Here is an 18,521-nt window from a genome sequence, read left to right as displayed (position 1 = left end):
TCCGTGACGGGCATTTTTCTGAGTTAGATTATCTTTTCTTTAACAACGAGAGATGTCTTACCAGGTATATTTAACGCCAACATTTGCAGACCAGTCTTGATCTACATCACCACCACCAAGATAGTTAGCATCGGTGTAGGCGCTGAAGTTTTTGGTAAAGCTGAACTGAGTACCCAGTCCAACACGTACCGCAGAACCTTCTACACCGTTGTCGATAGAATCGCCGTTTACGTCAGAATCGTTGTTAGAGTCGTCGTAAACGTAGGCCAGTTTGAAGTACGGAGTCAGCGCCTGATCTTCGCTATAGGCGAAGGTATAACCTGCATCTACACCGAGTTCATAGCGCATGCTGTCATAAGACTGACCGTCAACTTTCATGTCGTTGCTCAGCTTATAATCATCACCAGACTGGAACAGACCGGATACGCTGCCGTATGGCGTTACGTAGCCTGCGTCACCCAGCTTCAGGTCATAACCCAGTTTCAAGCCAAAGCCCCAGGCATCAGAAGAGGTGCTGCCATCAACATACTGACCGTTGCTCATGTTAGCAGACAGATCGTTGTTGAAGTGGGAGTAGCTTAAGTTACCGTCAACAAAGATGTTGTTGTCAAAGCGAGCAGAAGAGTAGATGTAGGCAGTCTGGCTATCCTGATCCACCTGACCGGTACGGTCGCTCATATCACCTTTCGCGAAGCCTGCTGCAGCACCGACAATCCACTTAGCGTTGTTACCATCAATTTTGGAATCAACACCAACCATGATGCCGTTAACATCCTGATCGTAGTTAATGGTGCCGTTATCTGCATCGAAGCTACCACCGAAGTAGCTTACCCATGCACCACCGTTATCAACCAGACCATGACGTGCGTTAGTCAGACGAGTACCAACGGTGTCTTGTTCCAGGTTCCAGATATTGGTGTTAGCAGACGGGATGCTCAGCGCCATGTTCGCGTAGTCTGTCAGTTCCATCTGCTGCAGAACAACGGTGTTACCCTGCTGCTGTGCCTGATAGGTGTAAGCACCGAGGTCAGCTTTGTTGGCTGCAGAGAAGGTCGCGTTGCTGTTCGTGTCGTTAACGTAGATCAGCTCGTTACCTTTGTAATCAGCAACAGAGCCTGCGCCGGTCGCGTTGTCGATACGCACTTTATAGTTACCGGATGCCGCAACAACGTTGTCAACAGAGCTGTTATCCAGTTCGTCGCCATTGTTGATATCGCCGTTACCGTTAACGGTCAGGTGACCGTCAGAGTTCATTGCGATAGTACCGTAACCGTAGTTAGCCTGAGTGGTATCCCAGGTACGATCGTTCACCAGATCGGCATTCAGAACATAGTCGCTGCTGTGGATGTTGAATACACCAGAAACAACATGGTTGCTGTTATCAGCATAATTGCCGCTGGTCAGTTCCAGTTTATCGGTGTTGAATACTTCAGTATCAAATTGATCAACATTAACATCCAACACACCACCATTAGTTACAGTGATGGTATTGGCATACAAGTTAGAACCCGTCGCCCATCCAGTGGACTCGGTCAAATTCACAGTACTATAGCTGTTAATTGTCAGATGATCTGTATCAACTTGACCACCTTCACCAATATTCAATGAAGAGCTATTGGTTAAATCAATAGTATCTGAAGTCAGCATTGAATCAGAGACGTTAACCTGAGAACCATTGTTCACAGTCAGAGTATCAACTAATGAATCCCCAACGGTATCCCACTCAGAACCGTTGTTCAGCGCTACGTTGAACACACCGCTCTGGAAGACTTTATTATCAACAACACGTCCCCAACCATTGGCTTCAGCGGTTCCACCCGGAGTCAGGCTATTGGTTGCAACATCAAACATATTTGCTGGGTAGATAGTCTCAGCATCGAAAGTAGCCTGGCCAACCCACTTACTACCATTATCAAGAGTCAGGTTCAGTTCATCGACATTCAGGCTATCGTCAGCCCAACCAAGGTTGGTATCCGCCACACCGTCACCGTTGGAATCATGACCAATAGTGTCAAAATTGGCATTCCAGTTACTGGTAAATGCAACATCACCAATCAGCGTTGAATTGCTGAAGTACACATTGTTTTTCATTGCATAGTCTGAAGAAGAGCTATCGGTGAAAGACAATGCAACATCGCCCGGACCAGTGTAATCACTTGGCTCATTGGAATTACCAAAGAAGGCAGTATTCGATTCCAGAATGGAATCTGAACCAGAAGTTACAGTAGAGTTGTAGACGTTGATGTTGTTATCCCAGGTATGGGATTCCGTCGTATAGGTGTTGTTGTAAGTATTCCCTTGAGACAGAGCAATGCCAGCAACACGTGAGTTGTTGGAAATATTGATATTGCTTTCTACATCAAGATTAACCGCAACACCTTCGCTGGTATCAAACGTTTCATTGGTATATTTAGTCACATCAACAGATAAATAAGAATCGGTGAAATACAACGCTTCATAATCATCATCAATGGTGGAATTAGCAATATTCAGAGTGAAAATATCACCGTCATACCAGTTTCCGTCAACAACGGTAGTGTTGTTAAATTCATATCCACCAAAGCCATTGCCATCAACATCAAAACGATCGTAGTAACCGCTTGGCAACATAGATGTAATTGAACCATGAATAACAGAGTTACTGATATTCAGCTGATTCACTGCGCCATCAGTGTAGTCATGATTCAGATAATAGGTAGAAATCGTGCCGTTAACGGTATCGCCGTTAAAAGACTGATCAAAATCACCAGCCGCATTATTATAGTAAACAAAGCCACTATAATTCACGTAGTTACCATCTACAGTTCCGGCTGCATCCATATTGTCCCAGTTCAGGGCCGTAGTTGGATTGTCGTAGTAGGTCCAGGTATCGTAAGTAGAAGCATTCGCCTGAGAAGTGATTGCCAGAGTGCAGGCTAATGCTAATTGTGAGACTACGAGTTTCTTTTTCCAAGTGTGCATTTGTCATCCCTCCTCAGGGACGTAATATAGTTGATCCATCAATTATCAATGCAAAGAAAACATTTTATGTTTCGCAGGGACGATTATGCGGTTTCATTAAGGAAAGGTTCAATTATTCTTTGCCCGTTGTCCGAAACCGGACAACATAATAAATCCAACCCACGCCACTTAAGAAATATAAAAAACAATACTTTCAATCAATTAAAAGCCAACCAACATTCAAATCATACAATTCACTAATGAATCAGAACGCAAACGAATATATAGCCAATAAATAAACAAAATCTATACACCACACTATAAAAGCAAAAGCATAGATATTTAAAATAATAAAAAAACAATAAACAAAATAATGAATATGAATAAATTGCTATGCTTGTGAATAAATTGCGCTAATGATTCATCCCTTCGTTACAGGAAATCCTGATATAACGCCAACTTTCGTAAACCACACGCCCTCAGGTTCGGGTATACTACGGCCTTCGATTCCACAAACATCAGGCATACCATGACAGACCTAATCCAACGCCCTCGCCGCCTGCGCAAATCTCCCGCGCTGCGCGCTATGTTTGAAGAGACAACACTCAGCTTAAATGACCTGGTGTTGCCGATCTTTGTTGAAGAAGAACTCGACGATTACAAAGCTATCGACGCCATGCCAGGCGTGATGCGTATTCCAGAGAAACACCTGGCGCGCGAAATTGAACGCATTGCTAATGCTGGCATCCGCTCGGTGATGACTTTCGGCATTTCCCACCATACGGATGACACCGGTAGCGATGCCTGGAAAGAAGACGGCCTGGTGGCGCGCATGTCGCGTATCTGCAAACAGACCGTGCCGGAAATGATCGTCATGTCCGACACCTGCTTCTGCGAATACACCTCACACGGCCACTGCGGCGTGTTATGCGATCACGGCGTGGATAACGATTTAACCCTTACCAACCTCGGCAAGCAGGCGGTGGTTGCCGCCGCAGCGGGTGCGGACTTCATCGCACCTTCCGCCGCAATGGATGGTCAGGTACAGGCGATTCGCCAGGCGCTGGACGCCGCGGGCTTCACCGATACCGCTATCATGTCCTACTCCACTAAGTTTGCCTCATCTTTTTACGGCCCATTCCGTGAAGCCGCGGGCACCGCGCTGAAAGGCGATCGTAAAACCTATCAGATGAACCCGATGAACCGTCGGGAAGCGATTCGCGAATCGCTTCTGGATGAAGCCCAGGGCGCAGACTGCCTGATGGTCAAACCGGCTGGCGCGTACCTCGATATTCTGCGTGATATCCGCGAGCGCACCGAGCTGCCGATTGGCGCTTATCAGGTCAGCGGTGAATACGCGATGATCAAATTCGCGGCGCTGGCGGGGGCTATAGATGAAGAGAAAGTGGTGCTGGAAAGTTTAGGGTCGATCAAACGCGCTGGCGCGGATCTGATCTTCAGCTACTTCGCACTGGATCTGGCTGAGAAAAAAATTCTGCGTTAATAACGCCTAACCGGGCCTACAGGTCGTAGGCCCGGCAAGTGAAGCGTCTCCGGTAATCATCACGCCCGATAAAACGGCTTATCTCCCAGAATCGTTGCCCGATGCATAATGCGCCGCTGCGGCAGATAATCCGCATTCGCATAATGCTGCGTCACGCGATTATCCCAAATCGCCACATCGTTGGGCTGCCAGCGCCAGCGCACCTGAAACTCCGGTTTGGTGATATGCGCGAACAAAAAGCTCAGTAACGCCTCGCTCTCTTTTTCCGTGACATCAACAATTCGTGTGGTAAATCCTTCATTCACGAACAGCGCCTGCTTCCCGCTCACCGGATGCGTGCGCACCACCGGATGCAGCAACGGTGGATGTTTAGCGACGGCCTCCAGCCAGCGCAGGTGCTCCTCTGGGGTCTTGCGATATTTATATTCCTGAAATGATTTACGGAAATCATGCTCTGCCCGCAGGCCACTCAGCAACTGACGGAACGGCTCAGACAATGCTTCATAAGCGGCAATCCCACTAGTCCACAAGGTGTCGCCCCCGGTTGATGGCAGCTCTTTCGCCGCTAAAATCGCCCCGGCAGGCGGCGTGTCGATAAAGGTGACATCGGTGTGCCAGTTGTCGTTATCCGGCGGATTATCGTTATGGGTATCCAGCACGATAATTTCTTCGACTCCTTCGGCATGCGGATAGACCGGGTGAATATGCAGATCGCCAAAACGCAGCGCCAGCGCCCGCTGTTGTTGCGGCGTAATCACCTGTTCGCGCAGAAACACCACCTGGTGGCGCAATACCGCGTGATAAAGCTGTTCAAACTGATTATCGCTCAGCGGACGCGCCAAATCCGCACCGGAAATTTGTGCGCCAATATACGGCCCCAGCGGGGTTATGCTCAGACGTTCACTCATTGTACTTCTCCATGCCAGGGCGTCAGGCGGCGCTGAAGCGCGCGCAGACCCAGTTCTAAAATAAACGCGATAACGGCAATCACCGCGATCCCCGCCAGCACCACATCCGTTGCCAGAAACTCACCGGCAGACTGGACCATAAATCCTAAGCCTCGCGTGGCGGCAATCAGCTCTGCCGCCACCAGCGTCGACCAGCCCACCCCAAGTCCGATCCGTAATCCGGTGAGGATCTCAGGTAATGCCCCCGGCAAAATAACAAACCACAGCACCTGCGCACGGCTGGCTCCCAGCGACTGCGCGGCGCGCACTCTCACCTGCTGCGCACTTTTCACTCCCGCCAGCGCCGACATCGCTACAGGGGCGAAAATCGCCAGATAGATAAGCAAGATCTTGGAGGTTTCGCCAATGCCAAACCAAATGACCATCAGCGGCAGATAGGCCAGGGGCGGAACCGGACGATACAGCTCAATGATCGGATCGAGAATGCCGCGCATCGTCGGACTCAGCCCCATAGCGATTCCAACCGGAACGCCCAGCAGCACCGCCGCCAGCAGCGCGATAACAATACGTGTCAGACTCGCCGCCAGATGCTGCCACAGCGTGGCATCCATAAATCCCTGCGGACCGGCAATAACGATCAGCTTTTGTAAAACCTGTCCCGGTGGCGGTAAAAACAGCGGACTGACTAACTGCAGCGCCGCCACCGTCCACCACAACGCCAAAATGACGGCCAACGTACCAAGGCTTAAGGTAATCTGCCGCGAGAACGGCCAGCGCCAGTTGAGCGCGCGCTGGCGACGGGGTTTATCATTAATCACCACGCTCATGAAAATGCCTCCCGTTGTTCAAAGACTCGACCTAACACGTACTCGCGCATGGCGATAAACTGCGGATCGGACTTAATGCTGCGACTCGACTCTCCAGCCACAAAGCGACGGGCGAAATTCAGCGGCAGACGCTCCAGTACCCGGCCAGGGCCTGGCGACAGCAATACCAGCTCTGTCGCCATAAACACCGCTTCTTCAATATCGTGCGTAATCAACAGCACCTGTTTGCCAGTCTCATGCCACAGCTTCAGCAGCAGGGTTTGCATCTGCTCACGAGTAAAGGCGTCGAGCGCGCCAAAAGGTTCATCCAGCAACAACAACTGTGGATTGGCCGCCAGCGCCCGCGCAATGCCGACGCGCTGCCGCTGTCCACCGGAAAGCTGCCAGATAAAGCGTTTGCCCGCGTCCTCCAGCCCGACTTTCTGCAACATCTCCAGAGCAATACGCTGACGCTGTGGTTTATCCACCCCCGCCAGCTGCAGACCAAAAGCCACGTTGTCCTGCACGTTACGCCAGGGCAGCAGACCTTCATTCTGGAACACGACCCCGCGATCTGCCCCCGGACCGTCAACCCTGTTACCCGCCAGTGTGATGCTGCCATGCTGATACGGCACAAATCCGGCAATCAGATTTAACAATGTGGTTTTCCCGCAACCGGAAGGTCCGAGTACCACCAGCAGCTCACCGCTATCGAGCGTCAGGTTGATATCCTCCAGCGCCGGTTTTCCACCGTAGCTGGCGGCAAGATGAGAGATTTGCAGCATCAGCGCCTCCTTATTTATTGCACGAAGCGATCGGTCACGTACTGGCTGTAATCCGTCGCGACAGCGGGGACTTTGCCCTGCTCTTTGAGGAACTGCGCGGTGTCGATAATGGCTTTGTTCACCGGTCCGGTCAGTTCGGCAGTCTGCTGTTGCGGCGTCAGGTAAGTGTTACCTTTCACCAGTCCCGGCACATCCGCTTCCGGCACGCCGCTTAAACGCGACAATTTGCTGATATTCTCCGGCTGCTTCAGCCACTCATCGGGATTAGCGATATAAGGTTGCTGCGCATCGATAGCGCTTTTGGCAAAGGCTTTCACCACCTCAGGATGCTTCTCTGCAAAATCTTTGCGTACCACCCACACGTCCAGCGTCGGTGCGCCCCACTCACCAACCTGCGATGAGTCGGTTAACACCTTGCCGTCTTTTTCCAGCGCATTGACCGCAGGAGCCCAGACGTACGCGCCGTCAATATCCCCGCGCTGCCATGCGGCAATAATCGCAGGTGGTTGCAGGTTCACAATCTCCACCTGACCGGGTTTAATCCCCCAGTGTTTCAACGCCGCCAGCAGGCTGTAATGGGTGGTGGAGATAAACGGCACCGCAATGCGTTTGCCAATCAAATCTTGCGGTTTACTGATGTTTTTCTTCACCACTAGTGCCTCGGAGTTACCAAGCTTTGACGCCAGCAGAAAAACTTCAATGGGTACTTGCTGACTGGCGGCGACCGCCAGCGGGCTGGAGCCAAGATTACCGATCTGCACGTCGCCGGAGGCTAGCGCCCGGACGATGCTCGCGCCGCTGTCGAATTTGCGCCAGTCAACGGTAGCGCCGCTCTCTTTGGCAAAAGTATTATCCGCCTGCGCCACTTTGGCGGGTTCGGCGGAGGTCTGATAAGCGACGGTTACGTTCACCGCCTGCGCCTGAAATGCGATGAATGCCAGTGCACCGAGAAGTGCGTTACGCGATGAAATAGCCATGATTGTCTGCTCCCCTGTCTTGTTATGGAGGCAGTATTTCGTTGCGGCACAATTTGATAAAGGAATTAAAAATTCTGGCTAAGAACAAAGCGTTTTTAGAAAAAAAGCGGCAATAGTTAGCGATTTTGCTCATTACAGATGGAATTCGTAGGCCTGATAAGCGCAGCGCCATCAGGCACTGTTGCCGGATGGCGGCGCAAGCGCCTTATCCGGCCTACAACACCCGGCAAATTATTGCGATTTTGTTACATTCGTTACATAACTACACCTGGATGATTGCCAGCGCGGCGCTGACCGGCATCATAGACGCCATTATCAGGCAAGAGAGTAAAATCATGATTCATGTTGTGCTGGTGGATGACCATGTGGTGGTGCGTTCCGGCTTTGCGCAATTACTCAGTCTCGAAGACGATCTCAACGTTACCGGTCAGTACAGCAGCGCAGCGGAGGCCTGGCCTGCACTTCTGCATGATGACGTCAACGTTGCGGTGATGGATATCGCCATGCCGGATGAAAATGGTCTGAGCCTGTTAAAACGACTGCGGGCACAGAAGCCCGGTTTTCGCGCCATCATTCTCAGCATCTATGACTCACCCACGTTTGTGCAAAGTGCGCTGGATGCCGGCGCCAGTGGCTACCTGACCAAACGCTGCGGACCAGAGGAGCTGGTGCAGGCGGTACGATCGGTCGGTATGGGCGGGCATTACCTGTGCGCCGATGCGCTGCGGGCGCTACGCGGCGGCGAACAGCCCGCGCAGGTACTGGAAGTACTGACCCCACGCGAGCGCGAAGTGTTTGAGCTGTTGGTCAAAGGCGACAGCGTAAAAGAGATCGCCTTCAAGCTCGACCTCAGCCACAAGACGGTACACGTTCATCGGGCGAACGTGCTGGGCAAACTGCAATGCCACAGCACCATCGATCTGGTGCATTTTGCCCTCGACCACCAGCTATTAACGGGGCATTAATGTCGCGTAGCCTTCGGCATTGGGTTATTTCTCTGTTTATTCTGCTGGCCTGGGGATCGGGCTGGTTGATGCTGTGGACGCTGGGGTTTTACCTGACCCACAACGGCCAGCAGGCGGCGCTGTTCCTGCCGCACGGCGTCTATCTCGCGCTGCTCATCCTGCTTTCTCGCCGTTACTGGCCCGCGCTGGTACTGCCGCCGGTGCTGATGTTGTTCTGGCTGCACAGTGAGCAATTATTGAATGGCTATATCCTGCTGGCCGCGCCGTTTATTAGCCTGATTCCGGCAAGCATCGGTCAGTCATACTGGCACCGTTTCCCCCTTTACTGGCAGCGCTTAACGCTGCTGCTGGCCGGGGTGACGCTCACCTCATTGCTCAATACCGCCCTGCTTTCACCGTTTATCCAAAGTCCGGCAACGTTAATTGGCCTGGCGTCGTTTACCGGCGGCGTGCTGCTGACGCCGTTTGTCTATCTGATCTATGAATTTTTGCGCCAGCAGCACCGCTATCATTTGCTCGGGCTGGATACCACCAATCCCCCGCTGCGCACCTCGCTTATCATCTGGTGCAGCCTGTTTTTTATTATTGGCATCGGCACCCAGATGGTGTTGTCGCCGGAGATCGAGCGCCTGTTGCTGATCGTGGTGTTCTTACCGAACGTGGTGATGGCGTGGAAATTTGGCTGGCAGGGCGGCGTGTTGTCCGGATTGCTCGGCAGTATGATGATCACCATCGCCCGGCAAATCGGCGTCGGGTTCAGTAATTTACTGGAGCTGGAGATTTTCCTCGCCACCCAGGCGCTGCTCGGCATAGGGCTGGGGATCGCCATCAGCCGCCAGCAGCATCTGGCGCAAAACCTGCACCATTATCGCCAGCGTCTGGAAACTGAACTGGCGGCGCGTCGCGCGCTGACCGAACAGCTGATCCGCACCGAAGAAAACACGCGCAAAAGCCTGGCGCGGGAACTGCACGACGAAATTGGTCAGAACATCACCGCCATTCAAATTCAATCACAACTGGTCAAACGCGCACCGGGTTGCGAGCAAACGCTTGAGGCGGCAAATCAGATCAACGACCTGGCCCGGCGTATTCACCACTCCACCCGCCAGCTGCTGCGCCAGCTGCGTCCACCCGCGCTCGATGAACTGTCTTTTAAAGATGCACTACATCATCTGGTGAATGAATTTGCTTTTGCTGAACGGGGCATTCGCTGTCGCTTTGATTATCAGCTAGAGAATACGCCAGAAAACGAAACGGTGCGCTTCACGCTGTATCGCCTGTTGCAGGAGTTACTCAATAACGTCTGTAAACATGCCGATGCCAGCGATGTGTCGATTACGCTGCGCCAGCAGGAACATAGCTTGTTTCTGGACGTCGCTGACAATGGCGTGGGTATTCTGCCAGAAAAAATTCCCGGTTTCGGTATCCAGGGAATGCGTGAGCGGGTGAGCGCCCTTGGCGGTGAACTGACGCTCGAATCAAACAACGGCACACGGGTAATTGTTAACCTGCCCACAAATTTGCAACAAATCAGCCGCTAACCAGGAAAAAGTCTTAGCCACTCTGGACTTTCTCTCATCCTCTTTTGCTTTCACTTTCCTATAGTCAGCACAAACGGAGACTGCCATGCATACACGCTCAGCCAGCGAAACAGATCAACAATACCGGGCGCTACGCCCCCGACTGCTGATGTGTATGGTCATTGGCTATGCCGCGTTTTATCTGACGCGCAAAAGCGTTAACTACGTCCTCCCGGCGCTACAAACGGACCTCGGTCTGGATAAAGGCGATATCGGCCTGCTGGGGTCGCTGTTTTACCTGACCTATGGCCTGTCGAAATTTACCGCCGGACTGTGGCACGACAGCCACGGACAACGCGCATTTATGGGCATTGGCCTTTTCGCCACCGGTGTTTTGAATGTGCTGTTCGCCTTTGGTGAATCGCTGACGCTGCTGCTGGTGGTCTGGACGCTGAACGGTTTTTTCCAGGGGTGGGGCTGGCCGCCCTGCGCCCGACTACTGACCCACTGGTACTCGCGCAACGAACGCGGATTCTGGTGGGGCTGCTGGAATATGTCGATCAACATTGGTGGGGCAGTTATCCCGCTGATTAGCGCCTTTGCCGCCCACTGGTGGGGCTGGCAGGCAGCGATGCTGGCACCGGGGATTATCAGCATGGCGTTAGGCATTTGGCTCACTCTGCAACTGAAAGGCACGCCCCGGGAAGAGGGATTACCGACGGTTGGGGAATGGCGGCATGACCCGCTGGAGCTGCGTCAGGAACAGCAAAGTCCGCCGATGGGGCTGTGGCAAATGTTACGTACCACCATGCTGAAAAACCCGATGATCTGGCTGCTCGGCGTGTCGTATGTATTGGTCTATTTGATCCGCATTGCGCTCAACGACTGGGGCAACATCTGGCTGACGGAAAGCCACGGCGTGAATCTGCTCAGCGCCAATGCCACGGTGATGCTGTTTGAAGTTGGCGGTTTGCTGGGGGCGCTGTTTGCCGGATGGGGATCGGATCTGCTGTTCAGCGGTCAGCGTGCGCCGATGATTTTGCTGTTCACGCTGGGGCTGATGGTCTCCGTCGCCGCGCTGTGGCTGGCGCCGGTGCACCACTACGCGCTACTGGCAATGTGTTTCTTTACGGTGGGCTTTTTTGTGTTTGGCCCACAGATGCTGATTGGCCTCGCGGCAGTGGAGTGCGGACACAAAGCGGCAGCAGGTTCAATTACCGGTTTTCTCGGGCTGTTCGCCTATCTGGGGGCCGCGCTGGCGGGTTGGCCGCTGTCGCTGGTCATAGAACACTACGGCTGGTCGGGAATGTTCAGTTTGCTCTCGGTCGCCGCTGTCTTTATGGGTTTATTGCTGATGCCACTGCTCATTGCAGGCATTACCCCTTCTCTCAGTCAAAGGATAAAACAATGAAACTGACGCTTACCTCTACACTAATTGCCTCCGCTCTGACGCTGGCAGCCTTCAGCAATGCAGCTCAGGCGCAGGGCCGTCTGGTGGTGTATTGCAGCGCCACTAACGAGATGTGCGAAACCGAAACCAAAGCCTTCGGTGAAAAATATGATGTGAAAACCTCATTCATTCGCAACGGCTCGGGCAGTACGCTGGCGAAAGTGGATGCCGAGAAGAAAAATCCGCAGGCGGATGTCTGGTACGGCGGTACGCTGGATCCGCAGTCCCAGGCCGGGGAAATGGGCCTGCTGCAGCCGTATAAATCACCCAATCTCGAACAGATCATGGAGAAATTCCGCGATCCCGCGAAGGTGAAAGGCAATCTCTCCTCGGCGGTTTACGTCGGTATTCTGGGCTTTGGCGTCAATACCCAGCGCCTGAAAGAGAAAAACCTGCCGGTGCCAAAATGCTGGAAGGATCTGACCAAACCGGAATACAAAGGTGAAATCCAGATTGCTGACCCGCAAAGCTCCGGTACCGCCTATACCGCGCTGGCGACTTTTGCCCAGTTGTGGGGTGAAGATCAGGCCTTTGACTACCTGAAACAGCTCAACGCCAACGTCTCTCAATACACTAAATCAGGCATTGCCCCAGCGCGTAACGCCGCTCGTGGCGAAACGGCGATTGGCATTGGCTTCCTGCACGACTACTCGCTGGAAAAAGAACAGGGCGCACCGCTGGAGCTAATTTCACCGTGCGAAGGTACTGGCTATGAGATCGGCGGCGTTAGCATTCTGAAAGGCGCGCGCAACCTCGATAACGCCAAACTGTTCGTTGACTGGGTACTGTCAAAAGATGCCCAGGAACTGGCGTGGAAGAAAGGTAAGTCCTATCAGATCCTGACCAACACCACCGCCGAGACGTCTCCTAACTCGCTGAAGCTCGACGACCTGAAACTTATCAATTACGACATGGATAAGTACGGCTCGACCGACGTGCGTAAAGCGTTGATCAATAAGTGGGTCAGCGAAGTGAAGATGGGTAAATAAACCTACATCGGCGATCATTTGCCGGGTGCGGCGTAAATACCGCATCCGGCCTGGAATACCGGAACCGCTATGTCACACACACTTGCACTCCATCCCGTGAAAAAACGGGATGCGATATTTCTTTGGGTTTTGCTTGGCTGGCTGGCGTTTGCCCTGTTGCCAAGCTGGAGCCTGGACTACGGTCTGCAGGAATCGACAGGCGAGGAAATACTCGCCGCCTACGGCTGGTCACAGTTCAATATCAGTTGGTTATGGTATCTGCTGCCGAGCCTGCTACTGGTGCGTCCGTTCCATGAGGCCAGGCGCGAACAGCGCGGCCGCCATTATCTTGATGCGGGCTGGGCTTTTTTCTGTATGGCGTTTATCGTCGCCAGCGCGACTCTTGAGGGGCGCGGCTTAGGCTATGCCACCATTGTGTTGTTTGTGGCACTTGGCGCGATCATGACCCTGGCGCTCACCCGTCTGGAATGGCTGGGCGGCGACCGTTTCGTCATCGGTTCGCTCACCGCGATTGTCGCGCTAATCGGTATTTTTATCGTCTGGCCGAGTATCGCTATTTTTATTCCGATGTTCACCAACGACGCCGGGGAATTTGCCCCGCTGGCGTTTATGAATGTGCTGTCGCAGGCACATATCATTCAGGTGATCCTCAACTCGATTATGCTGTCGATTGCCGTCGGCATCGGCTGTACCTTCTTTGGTCTGGTACTGGCTATCTATACCACCCGGATCGCCAGACGCAGCGCCATAATCGGACGTATCTTCTCGATTCTGCCGATCGTCACCCCGCCGTTTGTCGTGGGTTTAGGCGTCACGCTGATGATGGGACGCTCCGGCTACATCACCGAATTTATGGTCGAATGGTTTGGCTTAACCAACACCAACTGGCTGTACGGTTTTACCGGCATCTGGCTGGCGCAGGTGCTGGCCTTCACTCCGATGGCGTTTATGATCCTCGACGGAGCAATCAAAACCATTCATCCGTCGCTGGAAGAAGCGTCATACACCCTGCGTGCCAGCCGCTGGCAGACCTTTAACGGCGTGTTTGTCCCGCTGTTGAAACCAGCGCTGGCGAACGCCTTTTTGATTGTGGTTGTGCAGTCGCTGGCTGACTTTAGTAACCCGCTGGTGCTCGGCGGTAACTTCGACGTGCTGGCAACGCAAATCTACTTCTACATCACCGGTTCGCAGCTCGACTACCAGGCCGCCAGTACGCTGGGTGCCTTCCTGCTGCTGTTCTCGCTGCTGGTGTTCTGCGTGCAATATATGTGGATTGGTAAACGCTCATACGTCACCGTTTCCGGTAAATCCTACCGGGGCGACGTGCAACCGTTACCTGTGACGTTGGTATGGAGCGTGGTCGCGCTGCTGGCGGTGTGGATTGCCTTTAACGCCCTGTTGTACGGCAGCATTTTCTACGGCAGTTTCACCGTTAACTGGGGCGTGGACTACACCCTGACGTTAGCGAACTTTACCAAACTGTTCGGTCAGGGGATGAGCGACGGCGCATGGCCTTCACTGCTCGACACCCTGCTCTACGCCGGTATTGCCGCGCCGATCACCGCCATCTTCGGCCTGCTGATCGCCTGGGTAGTCGTGCGCCAACAGTTTAAGGGCAAGAAGACCATCGAGTTCACCACCATGCTGTGCTTTGCCGTTCCAGGCACCGTCGCGGGCGTATCGTACATTCTGGCCTTTAACAGCGCCCCGGTGTACCTCACTGGTACGGCGGCGATTGTCATTATCTCGATGGTAATGCGTAACGTCCCGGTCGGCATTCGCGCGGGTATCGCGGGCTTAGGCCAGATCGATAAATCACTGGATGAAGCCTCGCTCAGCCTGCGCGCCGGTTCGCTGCGTACTATTACGCATATCCTGCTGCCGCTGCTACGCCCGGCGATCCTTTCGGCGCTGATTTACAGCTTTGTGCGCGCCATTACCACCGTCAGCGCCATTGTGTTCCTCGTCACGCCGGATACCCGCGTGGCCACGGCCTACATCCTTAACCGCGTGGAAGACGGCGAATACGGTGTGGCGATTGCCTACGGTTCCATTCTGATCGTGGTGATGCTGGCGATTATTTTCATCTTTGACTGGCTGATCGGTGAATCACGTACCTCCCGTTCAAAAGCCAAAAACCAAGCGTAATGGAGCGCACTATGACTCAGAAAAATTTCGTTGAACTGCGCAACGTCACCAAACGATTTGGCAGTAATACGGTAATCGACAATATCAACCTCACCATCCCGCAGGGGCAAATGGTGACGCTGCTCGGCCCGTCCGGTTGTGGTAAAACCACCATTTTGCGCCTGGTCGCCGGGCTGGAAAAACCGAGCGAAGGGCAGATTTTCATTGATGGCGATGACGTCACCCATCGCTCAATTCAGCAGCGTGATATCTGTATGGTGTTTCAGTCCTATGCCCTGTTCCCGCATATGTCGCTGGGAGAGAACGTTGGTTACGGCCTGAAGATGCTCGGCGTGTCCCGCGCTGAGGTGAAAACCCGTGTCAAAGAGGCACTGGCGATGGTCGATCTGGAAGGATTCGAAGAACGCTATGTTGATCAGATCTCCGGCGGTCAGCAGCAGCGCGTAGCGCTGGCCCGCGCATTGATCCTCAAGCCGAAAGTGCTGCTGTTTGATGAGCCGTTGAGTAACCTCGACGCCAACCTGCGTCGCAGCATGCGCGACAAGATCCGCGAACTGCAAAAGCAGTTTGATATCACCTCGCTGTACGTCACCCACGATCAAAGCGAAGCCTTTGCGGTTTCCGATACCGTGCTGGTGATGAACAAGGGACACATCATGCAGATCGGTTCACCGCAGGATCTTTACCGCCAGCCCGCCTCGCGCTTTATGGCAAGTTTTATGGGTGACGCCAACCTGTTCCCGGCCACCTTCAGTGACCAATACGTTGATATCTACGGCTACCACCTGCCGCGCCCGCTGCACTTTGATACGCAAGGCGAAGGCATGGTCGGCGTGCGCCCGGAAGCGATCACGCTCAGCGATCGCGGCGAAGAGAGTCAGCGCTGCGTGATCCGCCACGTGGCCTATATGGGCCCCCAGTATGAAGTCACGGTGGAATGGCACGGGCAGGAGATCTTATTGCAGGTCAACGCTACGCGTTTACAGCCGGACGTCGGCGAGCAGTATTATCTCGAAATCCATCCGTACGGCATGTTTGTTCTGGCGGATGCAGCATAACGTTTTGTGGCTTTGTAGGCCGGATAAGGCGCTTATGCCACCATCCGGCAATGCCTGATGCGCTGCGCTTATCAGGCCTAAAGTGAACGATGTAGGCCCGATAAACTCTCAGCTTCGCGCTTTTAGCGCGGCGATATCCGCAGGCGTGGTGCGACAGCACCCGCCAATCAACCGTGCGCCAGCGGCCTGCCACTGCGGCAGATAATCCGCCAGATGCGCACAATGCTCACCGTGATGATGCCAGGTTTTGCTCACGGCATCATACTGCTCGCCCGAGTTCGGATACACCACCAGCGGCAGCGCCGTTAAACCGTGTAAATGCTGCAACGCAGCGGTGGTGTTTTCCAGCGCAATGCAGTTAATACCTAGCGCCACCACCTGCGGATAATCCGCCAGCAACGCAACCACGTCACGCAGCGGCGTACCGTCGCTCAGGTGCTCGCTGTCGCGCAGGGTAAATGAGAACCACGCCCGCGCACGCGGATATACAGTCAATAACTCAGCCAGCGCGCTAATTTCGGCAAAATTTGGCAGGGTTTCACAGGCCAGAAGATCGGCCCCGGCATCCAGCAAGGCTTCCACGCGCGGGCGGTGAAACGCCTGAAACTCTTCAGCGCTACGTTGGTAATCACCACGGTATTCAGAACCATCCGCCAGATACGCGCCGTAAGGCCCGACCGATCCTGCTACCAGCAGCGTGCCCGCCTGCGGGTTCTCTGCCAGATACGCTTCGCGGGCTTTACGCGCCAGCTCCACGCTTTTGCCAATCAGCGCTTTCGACTGCGCTTCATCCAGATCTCGCGCGGCAAAGCCCGCCGGCGTCGCCTGATAGCTGGCGGTGATCGCGCACTGCGCCCCCGCCCGGTAGTAATCGAGATGGACTTCGCGGATAAGCTCCGGATTTTCGACCAGCACTTTGGCTGACCACAGACTATCGGCTAAGTTACAGCCACGCGCTTCCAGCTCCGTCGCCATCGCACCATCGAGCAGCAGGAAATCCTGTTTATCGAGGATGGCGCTTAACGGATTATTCTGCGACATGTTCGGGCTCCTGTTTGGTTTTACGCGGTTGAGTAAGGAAATAAGCACCATAACACACTGCCACAAACGGTAACCCGCACCACAGCGCAATTCTCTGCGCTGGATCGAATGCCAGCCCGACACAAGCCACCAGGCACAGCACAAATCCCAGTACCGGCACCAGCGGATACCACGGCGCGCGATAATGCAATTCACTCAATGCCTTACCCTGCTGCAGATAACGGCGGCGAAAGACGAAGTGTGAAGCGCAAATACTCAGCCACACCGCCACCACCGCAAACCCGGAGATTGCCGACAGCGCGACAAATACCGTATCCGGGGCCACCACGCTGGAAAACAGCGCCAGTACACCACCGAGCATACTGACCGACAGCGCCGTCAGCGGCACGCCGTTTTTCGTTACTCGCGCAAAACAGGCCGGTAGCGTACGTTCATTCGACAGCGACCACAGCATGCGCCCGGAGGCATACAGCCCGGAGTTCGCCGCGGATAGAATAGCCGTCAGGATCACGAAGTTAAAAATATCGGCGGCGTAAGGAATACCCACCTTCTCAAACACCAGCACAAACGGGCTTTTCTCCACGCCCGCCTGCTGCATTGGGATCAGCGCCGCCAGCACAAACACGGTGCCGATAAAGAAAATAATCAGTCGCGCGATAGTGGTACGAATCGCTACCGGAATGACCTTGCGCGGGTTTTCTGTTTCTCCGGCGGCAATACCGATAAGCTCGGTTCCCGAAAAAGCAAAATTCACCGCCACCATCGTCATCAGGATAGGTAAGCCACCGTGTGGGAACCAGCCTTCCGCCGTGATATTACTCAGTCCAGGCGCGGGCGAGCCATCCTGCATCGGGATAAAACCAAAAATCGCCGCCCCGCCGAGGATGATAAAGGCGATGATAGTGACCACTTTTACCAGCGAGAACCAGAACTCCCCTTCGGCAAAAAAGCGCGTGGAGATGACGTTCAGACCAAAAATAATCGCGCAGAACACCACACACCAGACCCAAACCGGCACCTGTGGAAACCAGTACTGCATACAGAATCCGGCGGCGGTAAAGCTCGACCCCAGCGCCACAGTCCAGGTCAGCCAGTAGAGCCAGGCTACGGTATATCCCGTTGCGGGGCCGAGATAACGCGCAGCATAGACGTGAAACGCCCCAGTCTCCGGCATCGCGACCGAAAGCTCGCCCAGACACTGCATAACCAGCCAGACCACCAGCGCGCCAATCAGATAAGCCAGCAGCGTTCCCGCCGCCCCGGTAGTGGAGATGATGTACCCGGTATTGAAGAATAACCCTGTGCCAATCACGCCGCCTAAGGAGAGCATTATCAGGTGACGCGTTTTCATTGTGCGCTTCAGTGGCGCATTTTGTTGTGTTGTTTGCATATAACCTTCTAAACGTATGGACATCTAAACATCCAAAGAA

The 18,521-nt window shown here is 53.9% G+C and carries 14 protein-coding genes; 7 read left to right on the top strand and 7 right to left on the bottom strand.

Annotated elements, in window-relative coordinates:
• Positions 1–57 precede the first annotated feature (57 nt).
• Complete coding sequence (locus WN16_RS08900; protein WP_044699329.1) at positions 58–2,961, bottom strand: autotransporter outer membrane beta-barrel domain-containing protein; 2,904 nt, start codon at positions 2,959–2,961, stop codon at positions 58–60.
• Positions 2,962–3,469: 508 nt separating this feature from the next.
• Between WN16_RS08900 and hemB the strand changes: the two genes are divergently transcribed.
• The gene (gene hemB / locus WN16_RS08890; RefSeq protein WP_003021420.1) at positions 3,470–4,444 is read left to right on the top strand and encodes a porphobilinogen synthase; all 975 of its coding nucleotides are present in this window, start codon (positions 3,470–3,472) and stop codon (positions 4,442–4,444) included.
• Positions 4,445–4,503: 59 nt separating this feature from the next.
• Here the strand turns inward: hemB and tauD are convergent, their stop codons facing one another.
• Genes tauD through tauA form a run of 4 tightly spaced genes read right to left on the bottom strand, consistent with a single transcriptional unit; the run spans position 4,504 to position 7,920 of the window.
• Complete coding sequence (tauD, locus tag WN16_RS08885) at positions 4,504–5,352, bottom strand: taurine dioxygenase (RefSeq protein WP_003021417.1); 849 nt, start codon at positions 5,350–5,352, stop codon at positions 4,504–4,506.
• On the bottom strand, positions 5,349–6,179 hold the full coding sequence (gene tauC / locus WN16_RS08880; protein WP_003021414.1) for a taurine ABC transporter permease TauC: 831 nt from the start codon (positions 6,177–6,179) through the stop codon (positions 5,349–5,351). Before tauC ends, tauD begins: the two co-directional genes overlap by 4 nt.
• The gene (gene tauB / locus WN16_RS08875; RefSeq protein ID WP_003838608.1) at positions 6,176–6,943 is read right to left on the bottom strand and encodes a taurine ABC transporter ATP-binding subunit; all 768 of its coding nucleotides are present in this window, start codon (positions 6,941–6,943) and stop codon (positions 6,176–6,178) included. The genes tauC and tauB overlap by 4 nt, the downstream gene beginning before the upstream one ends.
• Before the next feature lie 14 nt (positions 6,944–6,957).
• Positions 6,958–7,920, bottom strand: coding sequence for a taurine ABC transporter substrate-binding protein (gene tauA / locus WN16_RS08870; protein WP_003838610.1), 963 nt, complete (start codon positions 7,918–7,920; stop codon positions 6,958–6,960).
• 335 nt (positions 7,921–8,255) lie between these two features.
• On the opposite strand from tauA, the gene WN16_RS08865 reads away from it, so the two are divergent.
• The 6 genes from WN16_RS08865 to fbpC all read left to right on the top strand — a co-directional run bounded on the left by WN16_RS08865 (position 8,256) and on the right by fbpC (position 16,050).
• Positions 8,256–8,885, top strand: coding sequence for a response regulator transcription factor (locus WN16_RS08865; RefSeq protein ID WP_003021406.1), 630 nt, complete (start codon positions 8,256–8,258; stop codon positions 8,883–8,885).
• On the top strand, positions 8,885–10,426 hold the full coding sequence (locus WN16_RS08860) for an MASE1 domain-containing protein (protein WP_044699328.1): 1,542 nt from the start codon (positions 8,885–8,887) through the stop codon (positions 10,424–10,426). Before WN16_RS08865 ends, WN16_RS08860 begins: the two co-directional genes overlap by 1 nt.
• Before the next feature lie 85 nt (positions 10,427–10,511).
• Positions 10,512–11,816 carry an MFS transporter family glucose-6-phosphate receptor UhpC gene (uhpC, locus tag WN16_RS08855; RefSeq protein WP_003021400.1) on the top strand — a complete coding sequence of 435 codons (1,305 nt, stop codon included), beginning with the start codon at positions 10,512–10,514 and terminating at the stop codon, positions 11,814–11,816.
• Entirely contained in the window at positions 11,813–12,844 is a 1,032-nt protein-coding gene (locus WN16_RS08850) for an ABC transporter substrate-binding protein (RefSeq protein WP_003021397.1), read from the top strand. The genes uhpC and WN16_RS08850 overlap by 4 nt, the downstream gene beginning before the upstream one ends.
• A 69-nt stretch (positions 12,845–12,913) precedes the next feature.
• The gene (locus WN16_RS08845) at positions 12,914–14,992 is read left to right on the top strand and encodes an iron ABC transporter permease (protein ID WP_088169104.1); all 2,079 of its coding nucleotides are present in this window, start codon (positions 12,914–12,916) and stop codon (positions 14,990–14,992) included.
• A gap of 11 nt (positions 14,993–15,003) precedes the next feature.
• The gene (fbpC, locus tag WN16_RS08840) at positions 15,004–16,050 is read left to right on the top strand and encodes a ferric ABC transporter ATP-binding protein (RefSeq protein WP_044699326.1); all 1,047 of its coding nucleotides are present in this window, start codon (positions 15,004–15,006) and stop codon (positions 16,048–16,050) included.
• 108 nt (positions 16,051–16,158) lie between these two features.
• Here fbpC and mmuM read toward each other — a convergent pair whose 3' ends face one another.
• Both mmuM and mmuP read right to left on the bottom strand, forming a co-directional pair.
• Positions 16,159–17,091, bottom strand: coding sequence for a homocysteine S-methyltransferase (mmuM, locus tag WN16_RS08835; protein WP_044699324.1), 933 nt, complete (start codon positions 17,089–17,091; stop codon positions 16,159–16,161).
• Entirely contained in the window at positions 17,078–18,481 is a 1,404-nt protein-coding gene (gene mmuP / locus WN16_RS08830) for an S-methylmethionine permease (protein WP_044699515.1), read from the bottom strand. Before mmuP ends, mmuM begins: the two co-directional genes overlap by 14 nt.
• Between the last annotated feature and the right edge of the window lie 40 nt (positions 18,482–18,521).

The sequence above is a fragment of the Citrobacter sp. ABFQG genome (assembly GCF_004322975.1).
Taxonomy (GTDB): Bacteria; Pseudomonadota; Gammaproteobacteria; order Enterobacterales; family Enterobacteriaceae; genus Citrobacter; species Citrobacter freundii.
This window is presented reverse-complemented; position numbering and strand designations above follow the sequence as displayed.

Bases quoted from the DNA above. Each gene is read 5' to 3' on its own strand.
- WN16_RS08900 (WP_044699329.1), bottom strand. From the start codon at position 2,961: ATGCACACTTGGAAAAAGAAACTCGTAGTCTCACAATTAGCATTAGCC.
- hemB (WP_003021420.1), top strand. From the start codon at position 3,470: ATGACAGACCTAATCCAACGCCCTCGCCGCCTGCGCAAATCTCCCGCG.
- tauD (WP_003021417.1), bottom strand. From the start codon at position 5,352: ATGAGTGAACGTCTGAGCATAACCCCGCTGGGGCCGTATATTGGCGCA.
- tauC (WP_003021414.1), bottom strand. From the start codon at position 6,179: ATGAGCGTGGTGATTAATGATAAACCCCGTCGCCAGCGCGCGCTCAAC.
- tauB (WP_003838608.1), bottom strand. From the start codon at position 6,943: ATGCTGCAAATCTCTCATCTTGCCGCCAGCTACGGTGGAAAACCGGCG.
- tauA (WP_003838610.1), bottom strand. From the start codon at position 7,920: ATGGCTATTTCATCGCGTAACGCACTTCTCGGTGCACTGGCATTCATC.
- WN16_RS08865 (WP_003021406.1), top strand. From the start codon at position 8,256: ATGATTCATGTTGTGCTGGTGGATGACCATGTGGTGGTGCGTTCCGGC.
- WN16_RS08860 (WP_044699328.1), top strand. From the start codon at position 8,885: ATGTCGCGTAGCCTTCGGCATTGGGTTATTTCTCTGTTTATTCTGCTG.
- uhpC (WP_003021400.1), top strand. From the start codon at position 10,512: ATGCATACACGCTCAGCCAGCGAAACAGATCAACAATACCGGGCGCTA.
- WN16_RS08850 (WP_003021397.1), top strand. From the start codon at position 11,813: ATGAAACTGACGCTTACCTCTACACTAATTGCCTCCGCTCTGACGCTG.
- WN16_RS08845 (WP_088169104.1), top strand. From the start codon at position 12,914: ATGTCACACACACTTGCACTCCATCCCGTGAAAAAACGGGATGCGATA.
- fbpC (WP_044699326.1), top strand. From the start codon at position 15,004: ATGACTCAGAAAAATTTCGTTGAACTGCGCAACGTCACCAAACGATTT.
- mmuM (WP_044699324.1), bottom strand. From the start codon at position 17,091: ATGTCGCAGAATAATCCGTTAAGCGCCATCCTCGATAAACAGGATTTC.
- mmuP (WP_044699515.1), bottom strand. From the start codon at position 18,481: ATGCAAACAACACAACAAAATGCGCCACTGAAGCGCACAATGAAAACG.